This is a genomic window from Bradyrhizobium sp. STM 3561, from assembly GCF_045571455.1.
Classification (GTDB): Bacteria; Pseudomonadota; Alphaproteobacteria; order Rhizobiales; family Xanthobacteraceae; genus Bradyrhizobium; species Bradyrhizobium vignae.
This window is the reverse complement of sequence record NZ_CP120695.1, coordinates 6,897,643-6,912,322: the sequence shown is the minus strand read 5'-3', so window position 1 is coordinate 6,912,322 and position 14,680 is coordinate 6,897,643. Positions and strand designations below refer to the sequence as shown.

Here is a 14,680-nt window from a genome sequence, read left to right as displayed (position 1 = left end):
GGCCGCGCTTCCTCTCCCCAAGCGGGAGGGAGTGTGGCAGCATGCGGCCATGCGCACGCCGGGACATGCATGACCAGCAAGCGACTTTGCTACGAGCCGGGTCACAAGCCCAAATGCCTCGTCGTCGTCGACGACAGCGCCGAATGGGATCGCGCGGTCTATTACGCCAGCCGCTGGGCGATCCGCGCCGGCGGCGGGGTGGTGATGCTGCGCATCATCGAGCCCGAACCGCAGAGCCAGGAATGGCTGGGGGTCGCCGATATCATGCGCGCCGAGGCGCAGGAGGCAGCGGAGGCAGCGCTCGACCGTGCCGCCGGGAGAGCCAACGGCATCGCCGCGATCACGCCGGAACGGGTGATTCGGGAAGGCGCCGCGATGGAACAACTGCTCGCGGTGATCGATGAGGATCCTGACATCGCCGTGCTGGTGCTGGCCGCCAATCCCGGCGCCGAGGGTCCCGGACCTCTGGTCACGCTGCTCGCGCATGAGCTGGGCACGTTTCCCGTGCCGGTGACGATCATCTCGGGCGCGCTAAGCGACCAAAGCGTGGATTCGCTGTCGTAGCCGGTGTGCGCCTTTCGCCTCTCCCCGCAAGCGGGTGCCAGCGGCGAGAAGGGAAGGAGAAGCCTAACCTACTGATCTAATAAGGAAATGCACTCCAACCCCCTTGATCGTGCGTTCGCCGTTGCCATCTGCTAGGGATAGAGCACGCGCCGGCCTTGAACCGGCGACGTCTGGAGAAAACCATGTTCATTCAAACCGAAGCCACCCCCAATCCCGCCACGCTGAAATTCATTCCCGGCCGCGTCGTGGTCGAGGGCACCCCGGTGGAGTTTTCGAGCCGCGAAGCCGCCGGCCGTTCGCCGCTCGCCGAAAAGCTGTTCGACGTACCCGGCGTCACCGGCGTGTTCTACGGATCGGACTTCATCACCGTGACCAAGGCGAGCGGTGAATGGCAGCAGCTCAAGCCCGCGATCCTGGGTGCCATCATGGAGCACTACATGTCCGGCGCGCCGCTGCTTGCCGACGGCACGGCCACGAGCGACGTCGATCTCGACGACGAGGACGAGTTCTTCGACGAGGCCGATGCCGAGACGGTCGACATGATCAAGGACCTGATCGAGACCCGGGTGCGGCCGGCGGTCGCCAATGACGGCGGCGACATCACCTTCCGCGGCTTCAAGGACGGCATCGTCTATCTCAACATGAAGGGCGCCTGCTCCGGCTGCCCATCATCGACCGCGACGCTCCAGCACGGCATCCAGAACCTGCTCAAGCACTTCGTGCCCGACGTGGTCGAAGTCCGGCCGATGTGAATTGCGCGGTCTGCGCACCGATTTTTCTCCGTCATGCCCGGGCTTGTCCCGGGCATCCACGTTTTTGAGGCTGCAAAGTCGTGGATGGCCGGGTCAAGCCCGGCCATGACGGCAAGAAGCTTGGGCATCATCCGATCGGCAATGCTATGATCAGGCCATGCTGATCCTTGCCATCGATACTGCGCTGGAAGCGTGCGCGGCCGCCGTGCTCGACACCGAGGCCGGCCAGCTGCTCGCGCAGGAATCGCTGCTCATGAAGCGCGGCCATGCCGAGGCGCTGATGCCGGTGATCGCGCGCGTAATGCAATCCGCCGATCTCGCTTTCACCTCGATCGACCGCATCGCGGTCACCGTCGGCCCCGGCAGCTTCACCGGCTTGCGCGTCGGCATTTCCGCGGCGCGCGGCCTTGCGCTCGCAGCCGGCAAGCCGGCCGTGGGGTCGACGACATTGTCGGCCTATGCGGCCGCCGTCGTCTGCCAGCGCAAGTCGGCACCCGTGATCTCTGCAATCGATGCACGGCACGATCACGTCTATTTCCAGATCGTCGCCGGCGACGGCAGCCAGCTGGTACGGCCGGGCGTCGCGTCCATCGACGAGGCGATCGCGGCCTCGCAATTCGGTGCGCCGCATCTGGTCGGCAATGCCGCCAAGATCCTCGCCGATCGCTGGCCGAAGGATGGACCGCAACCTGTTGCGGTCGACGCGCAGCCCGCGCCCGACATCGGCTGGGTCGCATGGCTCGGAGCCGCAGCCGATCCCGAGACGAACCCGGCGCGGCCGTTCTATCTGAAGGCGCCCGACGCAAAGCCGGCCGCAACTCCGCCGCTCGCCCAAGCCGCGAGCTCGTGATGAGATGGCTGTCGGAATGGTGGCGCGGCGGCACGGCCGCCGTCGAGCCGGCTTCCATGCACGATGCCGCACGGCTGGCGCAGCTGCACGGCGCCTCCTTCGCGCGCGGCTGGGGCGAAGGCGAGTTCGAGAGCATGATCAGCGAGCGCAACACGCTGATGCATCGCTTGCGTCTCGGCCGCAAGACGATCGGCTTTGCGGTGTCGCGGATCGGCGCGGACGAAGCGGAAATCCTCTCGATTGCGGTGGACGGGGCCTATCGCGGCCGCGGTCTCTCCCGCACGCTGCTGATGACCCATCTCGGCCACCTCGCCGGGCGCGGCGTGCGCACAATATTTCTCGAAGTCGAGGAAAATAACCAGCCGGCGCGGCGGCTCTACGCCGGATGCGGATTCGTGGTGGTCGGACGCCGCGATCGCTACTATAAGCAGCCTGACGGGGAACAATTGAACGCCCTTCTGATGCGACGTGACTTGTCGTAACATTGGTGACAGAAAGCCCCGCCAGGCAGACAACGCTATGACCACACTGAAATCCTCCTCTGCATCCAAGGCGTCCGATATCGAGTCGCGCTGTGCCGCCACGGGTATGCGCATGACCGAGCAACGCCGCGTCATCGCCCGCGTGCTCGCGGAAGCGATCGATCATCCCGATGTCGAGGAACTGTACCGGCGCTGCGTTGCGGTCGACGACAAGATCTCGATCTCGACCGTCTATCGCACCGTGAAACTGTTCGAGGATGCCGGCATCATCGAGCGTCACGATTTCCGCGAGGGCCGCGCGCGCTACGAGCAGATGCGCGACAGCCATCACGACCATCTCATCAATCTGCGCGACGGCAAGGTGATCGAGTTCACCTCCGACGAGATCGAGAAGCTTCAGGCGGAGATCGCCCGCAAGCTCGGCTACAAGCTCGTCGATCACCGGCTCGAGCTCTATTGCGTCCCGCTCGACGACGACAAGCCGACGAATTGATTTAGTGCCCATCGACCTCATCATCTTCGACTGCGACGGCGTGCTCGTGGACAGCGAGGTGATCTCCTGTCGCGCGCATGCGGATGTGCTGACGCGCCACGGCTACCCGATCACATCGGATCAGGTGTTCGAGCGCTTTCTCGGCCGCTCGACGCGCCAGGCCAATCTCGAGATCGAGACCGAACTCGGCCGCAAGCTGCCCGAGGCCTATCACGGCGATCTTCAGGACGAGCTGTTCCGCTCGTTCGAGGCCGACCTCGAAGCGATCCGCGGCATCCATGATGTGCTCGATGTCGTCACCCAGCGCGTCTGCGTCGCCTCGAGCGGCTCGCACGAGCGCATGCGCGTGAGCCTGGGAAGCACCGGTCTCTACGAACGCCTGGCGCCGAATATCTTCTCGGCCTCGCAGGTGAAGAACGGCAAGCCGGCGCCGGACCTGTTCCTGTTCGCGGCGAGCGAAATGGGCGTGCCGCCCGAGCGCTGCGTCGTGATCGAGGACAGTCTGGCCGGCATCGCCGGCGCCCGGGCGGCCGGCATGGCCGTATTCGGCTTCTACGGGGGCAGCCATTGCCGCGACGGCTACGCCGAGACGTTGCGCGAGGCCGGCGCCGACCTGCTCTTTGCCGACATGCACCAGCTGCCGGAGCTGGTCCGGCGGGTCGAGACGGACGTCCTGGCGGGCTGATTGTTGTCGTCTTGCCGTCATTCCGGGGCACGCGCGACGCGCGTGAACCCGGAATCCGGAGGTTTTGGCGCGGGATTCCGGGTTCGCGACTGTGCTGCGCCCCGGAATGACGACCTAAAAGCCCGCATTCGCTGGATTTCCGCCTCTCCAGCCTATATCTGAGGGCCGTCCTCCACCTCAATTTCGGGTTCCATGTCGCCGCCGCGCAAGCTGCACATCAAATCATATGGATGCCAGATGAACGTCTACGATGCCCAGCGCATGGTGGATACGCTGGCGCCGGAAGGATTCGTGGAGACGGCGAGCGCAGAGGATGCCGACCTCGTCATCCTCAACACCTGCCATATCCGCGAGAAGGCCTCGGAAAAAGTCTATTCCGAGCTCGGTCGGCTGCGCCTCGCCAAGGACGAGGCCGCGCGTGGGGGCCGGACGATGCAGATCGCGGTCGCGGGCTGCGTGGCGCAGGCCGAGGGCGAGGAGATCGTGCGCCGGGCGCCTGTCGTCGACGTCGTGGTGGGACCGCAGAGCTACCATCATCTGCCGGAGCTCTTGAAGCGCGCCGGCGACGAGGGCCGTGCGATCGAGACCGAGTTTCCCGCGGCCGACAAGTTCGGCTTCCTGGCCCAGCCGAAGCCCGATGCGATCCGCGCGCGCGGCATTTCCGCCTTCGTCACGGTGCAGGAAGGCTGCGACAAGTTCTGCACCTTCTGCGTCGTGCCCTACACGCGCGGCGCGGAAGTCTCCCGCCCCGTAGCGAAGATCGTCGAGGACGTGAAGCGGCTCGCCGACAACGGCGTGCGCGAGCTCACCTTGATCGGGCAGAACGTCAACGCCTATCACGGCGAAGGGCCGGACGGAAAAATCTGGCCGCTCGGCCGGTTGCTCGAACATATGGCGGCGATTCCCGGCATCGCGCGGCTGCGCTATTCGACCAGCCATCCCCGCGACGTCGACGACAGCCTGATTGCGGCCCATCGCGATCTCGGTGCCCTGATGCCGTTCGTGCACCTGCCGGTGCAATCGGGCTCGGACCGGATTCTGGCAGCCATGAACCGCAAACATACCGCCGATGATTACCGCCGCGTCATCGACCGTTTCCGCAGTGCACGCCAAGACATTGCTTTTTCATCGGATTTCATCGTCGGCTTCCCTGGCGAGAGCGAGCAAGATTTTCGCGCCACTCTCGCGCTTGTCACGCAAATCGGCTACGCTGCGGCCTATTCGTTCAAATACTCCGCCCGGCCGGGAACGCCGGCCGCGGACATGCAGGAGACGGTGTCCCCCGCCGAGATGGACCAGCGATTGGAGCGGCTCCAGGAACTGATCGACAGCCAGCAATCGGCCTTCAACAAGGCCGCGATTGGCTCAACGGTCGACGTGCTGTTCGAGCGTCCGGCGCGCAAGGAAGGCCAGATCGTGGGCCGCACCGCCTACCTGCAGCCCGCCCATGTGATGGCATCAATCGACATCATCGGACAAATCCTGCCGGTGCGGATCGACAGCCTCGAGCGCTACAGCTTTCTCGGTGAGCTCATGACGCCGCATGGCGCGCGCGAGCCCGCTTTATCGCAAGCCACTGGAGCCTGAACCCTTGCCAAAAAGCGCATCGGATTCGTCTTCGTTCGCTCCCAGCCGCAAATTTGACCGCGACATGCAAGTTCCGCCCGAAACCCAGGTCGTCATCGATTTCGACGACAACCGCGCCGCTTCCGCGCTGGTCGGCCCGTACGGCCAGCATCTGGCGCAGATCGAGCGGCGGCTGGGCGTGATCGTCGATTCCAAGGGCAACCACATCACCATCGGCGGCACCCGCGACGGCTGCGACGCCGCGCGCCGCGTGCTGGAGATGCTCTACACGCAAGCGGTGAAGGGGCAGGATCTCGACCAGGGCGAGGTCGAAGGCGCAATCCGCGCCGTGATCGCGCAGGGCTCACTGTTCGAGTTCGACGCCAAATCGGCCAAATCGACGTTCGACAGCATCAATCTGCGCAAACGCCCGGTGCGTGCGCGCACGGCTGCACAGGACTCCTACATCCGCGCGCTGAAGCGGCATGAGCTGGTGTTCGGCATTGGTCCCGCCGGCACCGGCAAGACCTGGCTCGCCGTCGCCCATGCCGCGCAGCTGTTCGAGCGCAAGGAGGTCGATCGCATCATCCTGTCGCGTCCGGCGGTGGAAGCCGGCGAGCGGCTCGGCTTCCTGCCCGGCGATCTCCGCGAGAAGGTCGATCCTTATCTGCGGCCGATCTATGATGCGCTCTACGATCTCATGGATGCGCGCATCGTCGAGCGCGCGCTGCAGACCGGAGAGATCGAGATCGCGCCGCTCGCTTTCATGCGCGGCCGCACGCTGACCAATGCCGCCATCATCCTGGACGAGGCCCAGAACACCACGTCGATGCAGATGAAGATGTTCCTGACGCGTCTCGGCGAGAACAGCCGCATGATCGTGACAGGCGATCCCTCGCAGATCGACCTGCCCAACGGCCAGACCTCGGGCCTGGCCGAGGCGACCCGCCTCTTGAACGGCGTCGAGGGAATTGCCCAGGTTCATTTCAAGGCCGAGGACGTGATCCGCCACGAACTGGTGGCGCGGATCGTCGCCGCCTACGAAGGGCCGCCGCAGCGGCCGGCCAGCGGTCAATCCTGACGAGGCAACACCGGACCCAAAGGGCGCGAACACGGCGCCTTTCGTCCCAGACAGCACAATGTCCCATCCCAATTTTCCCATGACCGAGGTCCTCGTCGTCGCCGATTGCTGGCAGCGCGAGCCTGATTCCGAAGCGGTGATCCAGCGCGCCATGGCGGCCGCCGCCGAGAGCGTCGAAGACGACGTTGCCGACGCCGAAGTGGCTGTGATGCTGACCGATGACGCCGGCATCCGTGCCCTCAACAGCAACTGGCGCGGTATCGACAAGCCCACCAACGTGCTCTCGTTCCCCGCGCTCCAGCCGGAAGGCGAATGGAAACCGGGCGATGCGCCGCGCATGCTCGGCGACATCGCCATCGCCTATGAGACCACGCGGCGCGAGGCGGACGAGGAAGAAAAGCCGTTCGACCATCATTTGAGCCATCTCGCCGTGCATGGATTCCTGCACCTGATCGGTTACGACCATGAGAACGACGGCGACGCCGAGGAGATGGAAGCGCTCGAACGTGAGATCCTAGCTCATCTCGGCATACCCGATCCCTATGCAGACCGCCCGGGGACGCATTGAGATGCCGGATTCCGATCCGATCCAAGACAATCCGCGCAACACCGCCAATTTGCCGGCCGTGGTGACGCAAGGCGAGGTGATGCGCCCGACGGCGGACAACTGGCTGCTGCGCGCCATCCGGACGCTGTTCGGCTGGAAGGCGGGATCGGTCCGCGATGACCTGCAGGTCGTGCTGGACGCGACGACACCCGACGACACCGGCTTCTCGGCCGTCGAGCGCACCATGCTGCGCAACATCCTCGGCCTGCACGAGCGTCGTATCGCCGACGTCATGGTGCATCGCGCCGACATCGTCGCAGTGAAGCGCGACATCCCGCTCGGGGAATTGATGGACCGCTTCGAGAGCGCCGGCCATTCCCGCCTCGTGGTCTTCAACGAGACGCTCGACGATCCCGTCGGCATCGTCCACATCCGCGACCTGCTCGCTTTCATGACCGCACGCGCCCGCGTGCCGGAAGCCACCAAGACCAAGCGCAAGAAGCCGCTGCCGGCCGGGCTCGACTTGCGCACCGTCGATCTCGCGCTGCCGCTTCATGACGCGCACATCATCCGCAAGCTGCTCTACGTGCCGCCCTCGATGCGGGCGATCGACCTGCTCGCGCAGATGCAGGCCTCGCGCATCCATCTGGCGCTGGTGGTCGACGAATATGGCGGCAGCGACGGGCTGGTCTCGATCGAGGACATCGTCGAGCAGATCGTCGGCGAGATCGACGACGAGCACGACAGCGACGAGCCGCCTTCGATCGTGCGCCTGCCCGACAACGCCTTCATCGCCGATGCCCGCGCCAGCCTCGACGACGTCCGCTCGGTGATCGGCGAAGACTTCGTCACCGGCGAGGCCGGCGAGGAGGTGGAGACGCTGGGCGGCTATCTCGTGAGCTTCGTCGGACGCCTGCCGGTGCGCGGCGAGGTGATCTCGGGTCCCGGCACCTACGAGGTCGAGGTGCTCGATGCCGATCCGCGCCGTGTCAAGCGGCTGCGCATCTCGACGCGGAAGGAGCGTCCGGCGCCGCGCACCCAGCGCGAGAGCCGGCGCCGTGAAGCCACGCCCGAGAGCGGACAACCGCCGGCCAGCGACACACCCACGCCGCCCCCGAGCGACGGGGCCGGCCCGCAGTGAGTCCATCGCAGCGACTTCGGCAGATTGCGCTCGCCATCATCCTCACCTGGGGATGGCAGCGCGCCGTCATCGCCATGGCGGCCGGGGCACTGTCGGTGCTGGCGCTGGCGCCGTTCAATCTCTTCCCGGTGCTGTTCGTCACCTTCCCGGTGCTGGTATGGCTGATCGACGGCGCCGGCGGCGGACGCTATGGCGGCGTCCCCACCGCCGCGTTGACCGGCTACTGGTTCGGGCTCGGCTATTTCGTGCCCGGCCTCTACTGGATCGGCTACGCCTTCTTCGTCGACGCCGACATGTTCGCCTGGCTGACGCCGTTCGCCGTGCTGGGCCTGCCGGCCTATCTGTCGATCTTCACGGCGATCGGCTTTGCGGTGGCGCGCCTGCTGTGGACCAAGAACGCCACGCGCGTGCTTGCGCTCGCGGCGAGCCTCACCATCAGCGAATGGCTGCGCGGTCATGCGTTGACCGGCTTTCCCTGGAACGCGTTCGGCTATGCGCTCTCCGAGCCACTGCCGCTGGCGCAGACGGCCTCGCTGATCGGCCTGTGGGGCATGACGTTCCTGACGGTTGCGATCTTCGCAAGCCCAGCGACGCTGATCGACCGCACGGCCGATCGCCGCCTGCAATGGCGCGTGCCGGCGGCCGCCGTCGCGCTTCTGGTGGCCATGGGCATCTTCGGCGCAATCCGCCTGTCGCTGCATCCGACCACGATGGTGTCCGGCGCCAAGCTGCGCCTGATGCAGCCGAACCTGCAGCAGGACGCGAAATTCAACTACGCCGCCAAGGCGGAGGTGATGAAGACGTATCTCGCACTGTCGGACCGCGCCTCCGGCCCGCAATCAACCGGCGTGCGCGATGCCACCATCCTGATCTGGCCGGAATCCGCCTTTCCGTTCTTCCTGACCCGCGAAGCCGACGCGATGGCGCAAATCGCGGACCTGCTGCCGAAGGGCACCGTGCTGATCACGGGATCGGTCCGCGCGCCCGACCTGCCGCGGGGCACGCCGATCACGCGCGCCTATAACTCGATCTACGTGATCGATCACGACGGCAGCGTGCTCGCAGTGTACGACAAGCTGCATCTGGTCCCGTTCGGAGAATTTCTCCCCTACCAGGCGCTGATGGAGAAGCTCGGTTTCGAGCAACTGACGCGTGTGCGCGGCGGCTTCATTCCCGGCACCGTGCGGCATGCACTGACGGTGCCCAGCGCGCCGCCTGCGCTGCCGCTGATCTGCTACGAAGCCATCTTTCCCGGCGAAGTGGCTGGACGCAATGAACGTCCGGGCTGGATCGTGAACCTCACCAACGACGGCTGGTTCGGCATCTCGACCGGCCCCCATCAGCACCTGGAGCAGTCGCGGATGCGCGCGATCGAGCTCGGATTGCCACTGGTCCGCTCCGCCAATACCGGAGTCTCCGCAGTGATCGATCCGGTCGGGCGCATGGTCGCGAGCCTCGGTCTCGGCATCGAAGGCATTTTGGACGCGAACCTGCCGGCCGCGATTCCACCGACCGTCTATGCACGGGTGGGTGATGCGCCCGCAGCCTTGCTCGTCGCGGTGGCCGTGCTCCTGGCGGTCCGCCGACGCGTCGGCAAGCGTCAGCCCTGATCGCGCCGCCGCCGCGGCCAGAATCCTTTGACAACCGTAGTCCCACGGTTGACAGACTGCACGCGGGCTCCCCATTCTGCACCGGCTGCGAAAGACAGCGGCGCATTGCTAAATTTCTCCGCAATGTTTCCCAATAACAGGGTTCGATTTTGACGAGTTTGCACCCGAGGCAGGCGTGATGATTGCGCCGAAGGTGATGTTTGGAGGGCTGAGGAAATGTCGAAAGCGCCCAACCCTGTTGACAAATATGTCGGCAGTCGCGTGCGCATGCGCCGCATCATGTTGGGCATGAGCCAGGAGAAGCTCGGTGAAGCTTTGGGCCTGACTTTCCAGCAGATCCAGAAATACGAGAAGGGCACCAACCGGGTCGGCGCGAGCCGCATCCAGCAGATCGCCGAGATTCTGCAGGTGCCGGTGTCATTCCTGTTCGAGGGCGGCCCGAGCGGCGTGCCGGGTCCGGAAGGCTTCAGCGAAGGCGCCTCGCCCTCCTACGTCTCGGACTTTCTCGCGACCTCCGAAGGGCTCGCCTTGACCAAGGCCTTCACGCGAATCACCGATTCAAAGATGCGCCGTTCGATCGTCGATCTCGTCGAGCAGATTGCGGCCCGCGAAGGTCCCGACAAGCGCTGAAGCGCCATCTGCATGGCGATTTGAGACTGCATCAAATCTGGCCTATGTCGTCATTTACGACCGCGCTTTGATGCGCGTCCGCTTCGATGATGCGATTCAAAGGCACAGATGCGTCCATGACTGACTCCAATTGGTTCGACTCACAAACTATTCTCGATGGCATCCGCCGCTGGGTGGAGATCGAGACGCCGACCGAAGCACCTGAACAGGTCAACAAGCTGGTCTCCCTGGTCGCGGAGCAATATCGCGACCTGCCCGTCACGCTCGAGCGCATCGCCGGCGTGGACGGCTGTGGCGATCATCTCGTGGCGCGCACGAATTGGGGGCAGGATCGGCCAGGCATCCTGGTGCTGAGCCACCTCGATACCGTTCATCCCATCGGATTCATCGAGCGCCTGCCGTTCAAGGTCGAAGGCGACGTCGCGTTCGGCCCTGGGATCTACGACATGAAGGGCGGCGCCTACATCGCCCATCACGCCTTTCGCGCACTCTGCGCCACCGGCGACGGTTCGCCGCTCGGCATCACCCACATGTTCACCTCCGACGAGGAGATCGGCAGCCCCACCTCGCGCGCGCTGATCGAGCGGGAGGGACGCAAGGCCAAATATGTACTGGTGACCGAGCCGGCGCGTGACGGCGGCAAGATCGTCACCGGACGCAAGGGCGTCGGACGCTTCCAGGTGTTCATCACAGGCGTGCCCGCACATGCCGGTACGCGTCCCGAGGACGGCCGCAGTGCCGTTCGCGAGCTCGCCAACGTGATCCTGGAGCTGGAAGGGATGAACGATCTGACGCGCGGCGTCAGCGTCAATGTCGGCGTGGTGCGCGGCGGCACGCGCCCCAACGTCACGCCGGAAGCGGCCTATGCCGAAGTCGATCTGCGCGTCGTGAGCCTCGAGGATGCGGACGAGTTCGTCGGCAAGATTCTCTCTCTGAGATCGAAGACCGACGGCGTTACCGTTGAGGTCACCGGCGAGCTCAATCGACCGCCTTACGAGAAGAGCAATGCAGGCGCCTCGCTGTACGAGCATGCGAAGGCGCTCGCCAGCGAGATCGGCTTCGAGCTGATCGATACCCACACCGGCGGCGGCTCGGACGGCAATTTCACCGCCGCGCACACCGCAACGCTCGACGGGCTCGGCGTCGACGGCAAAGGCGCGCATACCCATTATGAGCAGCTCTACGTCTCGTCGCTCGCGCCGCGCGCGCGGCTGCTCCATCGCCTGTATCAGACGCTGCGATGAGCGAACGCAAATCAGATCCCGATCGCGAGGACAGCGAGCGCGCCTTCTTCGGGCGCCGCAAGGGCCACAAGCTCAGGCAACACCAGGCCGGATTGATCGAGCAGCTGCTGCCGCATCTTGCGCTCGACATCGACCGTGAGGCGCCGGCGGACGCCCGCGAACTCTTCGACCCGGCAGCCGAAGATGTCAGGCTCGAGATCGGATTCGGCGGCGGTGAGCATCTCGCGGCCGAAGCGAAGAGCTTCCCCACGACCGGCTTCATCGGCTGCGAGCCCTATGTCAACGGCATGGCAAAGATCCTCGCGCAGATCGAGGCTGCCAACATCGGCAACATCCGCCTGTTCGCGGGCGATGCCGCCGAACTGCTGGCCTGGCTGCCGAAGGCTTCGCTGTCGCGGATCGACCTGATCCATCCCGATCCCTGGCCGAAGCGGCGGCACTGGAAGCGCCGCTTCGTGCAGGACCGGACCATCGCCGCGATGGCGCGCGTGCTCAGAAGCGGCGGCGAATTCCGTTTCGTCTGCGACATCGACGATTACTGCGCCTGGACGCTGTCGCATCTTGCGCGCTCGCCGGACTTCGTCTGGCTCGCCGAGCGCGCCGACGATTTCCGGCGGCCGTGGCCGGGCTACACCATGACGCGCTACGGCCGGAAGGCCGCGCGCGAAGGACGCAAGGCGGCTTACTTGCGGTTCAAGCGGGTGTAGATTTCGCGCGGCCCATCCGCGGTCGTCATGCCCGGGCTTGTCCCGGGCATCCACGCACTTTCTTTCGGTGGCACGAAGAACGTGGATGGCCGGGACAAGCCCGGCCATGACGGCGAAGACCTGAACCTCGATTAAATCGTCTGCCGGTTGCGCCAGAAATTCACGACCCGTTCGGCGGTCGCCGGCATCAGGCGCGTGAAGTTCAGGCGTGCGGCCTCAATGTCGGCATCGGCGGGCGTACGGTTCGATCCGTACCAGAGCAGGATCAGCGCGCGCACCGTGGGCCAGCCCAGGTTCAGCACGCGGCCCAGGATCAGAAGCGGATCGTAGCGGTCGCCCCCGATCAGGCGGTCGAGGACCTGGAGGCGAACGCCGGACATCGCCGACAGCGCGGCGATCGATTCCTCGGATTTGTTCGCCTTGGCGAAGCCGAGCAATGCGCTCTCGCCGAGATGGCCCTCGCGATGCAGGGTCAGCACGGTGCGCTGTGCCGCGGAGAAATCGCGCCGCGGCCCCGGCGGCCGAGCAGCTTCGTCCATCGCCGACATGGCGCGCTTGATCTCGGCCTGGCGCGCGGGATTGACCACGGTGGAGAGGCGGCGGCGGATGACGTCGAGCGTGCCGTCGAGCAGCCGCTTCAGGTTCTCGCCTGAGAGATCATTGCGCTGGCCGATCTTGAGCGTCAGCACGCCGTCCTGCGCCGCGCGCTTGATCAGCTCGGAATAGCTGCTTGGCGAGAACACCGCACCGGCATTGGCTGCGGCGCGCCGCACCACGTCGCGATCGCCGCGCTCGACGAGCACGTCGGTGACGACGGCAGACAGAGCGAGGCGCTCGGTCATCGCCAGGAGATGGCCCTGCCCTTTCAAGCGCGCGATCTCGACCAGAGCGGCGTCGTCGAGCACGGGCGAGCGGCGCAGCACGGGACCGGCCACCATGATCTCGTTTTCGCGCGCGAGCTGATTGACGAGGTGCGGCGGCGCGTTGTTCAGGCGCGAGAAGCGCTCGGCCAGATCGATGCGCGAGGCGAGCTCGGCATGCGGGACGAGATCGATGAGGAGATTGTCGAAGAGATCGATCAACTCGGGGCGGAGCTTCTCCGCGCCCTGGAAGAACAGCTGGGCGATGGCACGCGCGATCTCGCCGCGTCGCCGCGGATCGCCGCGTTTGACGATATCGTCCAGTCCAGGAATGAGCGACGTGGCAACGGCCATGAATACGCAACTCGAACGGGGCACGCCGCGGGTGCGCCCTTGGTTCAAGCCGCCCCACAATCCGGCAATCTAGGCCTGCTTGATGAAGGAAGCGTTGCGCGGGGCCCGCGGATCGGCGCAAAAAGGCCCGTTCCGGCTGCAATGGGCCTTGTCCGGGAGCTGGGAAAGCGCTATATCAGCGCCAATTCATCTTCTCATACGATCCGCGTAGTGAGAGTGGGCCCGCAAGGACCCGCTCTTTTTTATTACCTGAACGCGGCTTGGCGGAAGATGCGGCCCGACGCGTCGTCGGGAAAGTTCCGAAACGGGCTTTGACGTCGTAACCAAGCCTTAACCATCGAGCGCCCTGACCCTGGACATGACCGAACCGACCCCTGGTTCCACGGATGCCGAATTGTTGGCCGAGCCGCGGCTCGTGGTCGAGCCCGGCGTCGCGGCACGGGTGTCGGCGGTGGCGACGCCCGTGCTCCAGGGCATGGGCTACCGCCTGGTTCGAATCCGCATTTCCGGAGAGGCAGGCTGCACCGTGCAGATCATGGCCGAGCGGCCGGACGGCTCGATGCAGATCGAGGATTGCGAGGCGATCTCGCGGGCCTTGTCGCCCGTGCTCGACGTCGCCGATCCCATCGATCGCGCCTATCGCCTCGAGATCTCCTCGCCGGGCATCGACCGTCCTCTGGTGCGCCGCTCCGATTTCGAGCGCTATTCCGGACATCTGGTGAAGATCGAGATGGCGGTCGCGCATGAGGGGCGCAAGCGTTTCCGCGGCACGCTCGGCGCGGTCGAAGGCGACCGCGTGCATCTGCATCGCGACGACGTCAAGGCGGGCGACGATGCGGACGTTCTCCTGACCATGGAGGATATCGGCGAGGCACGCCTCGTGCTGACCGACGAGTTGATCGCCGAATCCATGCGTCGCGGCAAGGCCGAGGCGCGCGAGATGCGCCGCAATCTCGGTCTCGAGCCGCCGCAGGCGCCACACGCCAAGATCAGCGAGAAGACCACCAAGAACACCAAGCCGAAGAAGAAGCCGGCCCCGACCAACACGAAGAAACATCGCCTTGCCGCCGAACGCGCGCGGCGCGGCGAGACCGAGCCTGACCAAGGAGACTAG

16 protein-coding genes are annotated in these 14,680 nt (G+C 65.6%); 15 read left to right on the top strand and 1 reads right to left on the bottom strand.

Annotated elements, in window-relative coordinates:
* Window positions 1-69 precede the first annotated feature (69 nt).
* The 14 genes from P6U28_RS32800 (at window position 70) to trmB (ending at window position 12,352) form a co-directional block, all read left to right on the top strand.
* A complete protein-coding gene (locus P6U28_RS32800; protein WP_129142339.1) occupies window positions 70-564 on the top strand; it encodes a universal stress protein in 495 nt (164 codons plus the stop codon).
* A gap of 182 nt (window positions 565-746) precedes the next feature.
* Window positions 747-1,316, top strand: a complete 570-nt coding sequence (locus P6U28_RS32795) for a NifU family protein (protein WP_122400126.1) — start codon at window positions 747-749, stop codon at window positions 1,314-1,316.
* Window positions 1,317-1,473: 157 nt separating this feature from the next.
* Window positions 1,474-2,166, top strand: a complete 693-nt coding sequence (gene tsaB, locus P6U28_RS32790; RefSeq protein WP_122400127.1) for a tRNA (adenosine(37)-N6)-threonylcarbamoyltransferase complex dimerization subunit type 1 TsaB — start codon at window positions 1,474-1,476, stop codon at window positions 2,164-2,166.
* Window positions 2,163-2,648, top strand: a complete 486-nt coding sequence (gene rimI / locus P6U28_RS32785; protein ID WP_407120494.1) for a ribosomal protein S18-alanine N-acetyltransferase — start codon at window positions 2,163-2,165, stop codon at window positions 2,646-2,648. The genes tsaB and rimI overlap by 4 nt, the downstream gene beginning before the upstream one ends.
* A 37-nt stretch (window positions 2,649-2,685) precedes the next feature.
* A complete protein-coding gene (locus P6U28_RS32780; RefSeq protein WP_027572387.1) occupies window positions 2,686-3,141 on the top strand; it encodes a Fur family transcriptional regulator in 456 nt (151 codons plus the stop codon).
* A gap of 4 nt (window positions 3,142-3,145) precedes the next feature.
* Window positions 3,146-3,826 (top strand): HAD family hydrolase, encoded by a 681-nt coding sequence (locus tag P6U28_RS32775; RefSeq protein WP_122400129.1) that lies wholly within the window; start codon window positions 3,146-3,148, stop codon window positions 3,824-3,826.
* 192 nt (window positions 3,827-4,018) lie between these two features.
* Complete coding sequence (gene miaB / locus P6U28_RS32770) at window positions 4,019-5,413, top strand: tRNA (N6-isopentenyl adenosine(37)-C2)-methylthiotransferase MiaB (RefSeq protein ID WP_122400130.1); 1,395 nt, start codon at window positions 4,019-4,021, stop codon at window positions 5,411-5,413.
* A gap of 64 nt (window positions 5,414-5,477) precedes the next feature.
* A complete protein-coding gene (locus P6U28_RS32765) occupies window positions 5,478-6,473 on the top strand; it encodes a PhoH family protein (protein WP_122400131.1) in 996 nt (331 codons plus the stop codon).
* A gap of 58 nt (window positions 6,474-6,531) precedes the next feature.
* Window positions 6,532-7,041: an rRNA maturation RNase YbeY gene (ybeY, locus tag P6U28_RS32760; protein ID WP_407120493.1), complete on the top strand. Its 510-nt coding sequence runs from the start codon at window positions 6,532-6,534 to the stop codon at window positions 7,039-7,041.
* Between the two features lies 1 nt (window position 7,042).
* On the top strand, window positions 7,043-8,161 hold the full coding sequence (locus P6U28_RS32755; protein ID WP_162500040.1) for a hemolysin family protein: 1,119 nt from the start codon (window positions 7,043-7,045) through the stop codon (window positions 8,159-8,161).
* Window positions 8,158-9,771, top strand: a complete 1,614-nt coding sequence (gene lnt / locus P6U28_RS32750; protein WP_122400134.1) for an apolipoprotein N-acyltransferase — start codon at window positions 8,158-8,160, stop codon at window positions 9,769-9,771. The genes P6U28_RS32755 and lnt overlap by 4 nt, the downstream gene beginning before the upstream one ends.
* 216 nt (window positions 9,772-9,987) lie before the next feature.
* Entirely contained in the window at window positions 9,988-10,401 is a 414-nt protein-coding gene (locus P6U28_RS32745) for a helix-turn-helix domain-containing protein (RefSeq protein WP_024338547.1), read from the top strand.
* An 86-nt stretch (window positions 10,402-10,487) separates the two neighbouring features.
* Window positions 10,488-11,645 carry a M20 family metallopeptidase gene (locus P6U28_RS32740; RefSeq protein WP_122400135.1) on the top strand — a complete coding sequence of 386 codons (1,158 nt, stop codon included), beginning with the start codon at window positions 10,488-10,490 and terminating at the stop codon, window positions 11,643-11,645.
* A complete protein-coding gene (gene trmB, locus P6U28_RS32735) occupies window positions 11,642-12,352 on the top strand; it encodes a tRNA (guanosine(46)-N7)-methyltransferase TrmB (protein ID WP_122400136.1) in 711 nt (236 codons plus the stop codon). Before P6U28_RS32740 ends, trmB begins: the two co-directional genes overlap by 4 nt.
* 131 nt (window positions 12,353-12,483) lie before the next feature.
* Here the strand turns inward: trmB and P6U28_RS32730 are convergent, their stop codons facing one another.
* On the bottom strand, window positions 12,484-13,566 hold the full coding sequence (locus P6U28_RS32730) for a DUF2336 domain-containing protein (protein WP_407120492.1): 1,083 nt from the start codon (window positions 13,564-13,566) through the stop codon (window positions 12,484-12,486).
* A 358-nt stretch (window positions 13,567-13,924) separates the two neighbouring features.
* Between P6U28_RS32730 and rimP the strand changes: the two genes are divergently transcribed.
* Entirely contained in the window at window positions 13,925-14,680 is a 756-nt protein-coding gene (rimP, locus tag P6U28_RS32725) for a ribosome maturation factor RimP (protein WP_122400137.1), read from the top strand.

Bases quoted from the DNA above. Each gene is read 5' to 3' on its own strand.
- P6U28_RS32800 (WP_129142339.1), top strand. From the start codon at position 70: ATGACCAGCAAGCGACTTTGCTACGAGCCGGGTCACAAGCCCAAATGC.
- P6U28_RS32795 (WP_122400126.1), top strand. From the start codon at position 747: ATGTTCATTCAAACCGAAGCCACCCCCAATCCCGCCACGCTGAAATTC.
- tsaB (WP_122400127.1), top strand. From the start codon at position 1,474: ATGCTGATCCTTGCCATCGATACTGCGCTGGAAGCGTGCGCGGCCGCC.
- P6U28_RS32780 (WP_027572387.1), top strand. From the start codon at position 2,686: ATGACCACACTGAAATCCTCCTCTGCATCCAAGGCGTCCGATATCGAG.
- miaB (WP_122400130.1), top strand. From the start codon at position 4,019: ATGTCGCCGCCGCGCAAGCTGCACATCAAATCATATGGATGCCAGATG.
- P6U28_RS32765 (WP_122400131.1), top strand. From the start codon at position 5,478: ATGCAAGTTCCGCCCGAAACCCAGGTCGTCATCGATTTCGACGACAAC.
- ybeY (WP_407120493.1), top strand. From the start codon at position 6,532: ATGTCCCATCCCAATTTTCCCATGACCGAGGTCCTCGTCGTCGCCGAT.
- P6U28_RS32755 (WP_162500040.1), top strand. From the start codon at position 7,043: ATGCCGGATTCCGATCCGATCCAAGACAATCCGCGCAACACCGCCAAT.
- P6U28_RS32745 (WP_024338547.1), top strand. From the start codon at position 9,988: ATGTCGAAAGCGCCCAACCCTGTTGACAAATATGTCGGCAGTCGCGTG.
- P6U28_RS32740 (WP_122400135.1), top strand. From the start codon at position 10,488: ATGATGCGATTCAAAGGCACAGATGCGTCCATGACTGACTCCAATTGG.
- trmB (WP_122400136.1), top strand. From the start codon at position 11,642: ATGAGCGAACGCAAATCAGATCCCGATCGCGAGGACAGCGAGCGCGCC.
- P6U28_RS32730 (WP_407120492.1), bottom strand. From the start codon at position 13,566: ATGGCCGTTGCCACGTCGCTCATTCCTGGACTGGACGATATCGTCAAA.
- rimP (WP_122400137.1), top strand. From the start codon at position 13,925: ATGACCGAACCGACCCCTGGTTCCACGGATGCCGAATTGTTGGCCGAG.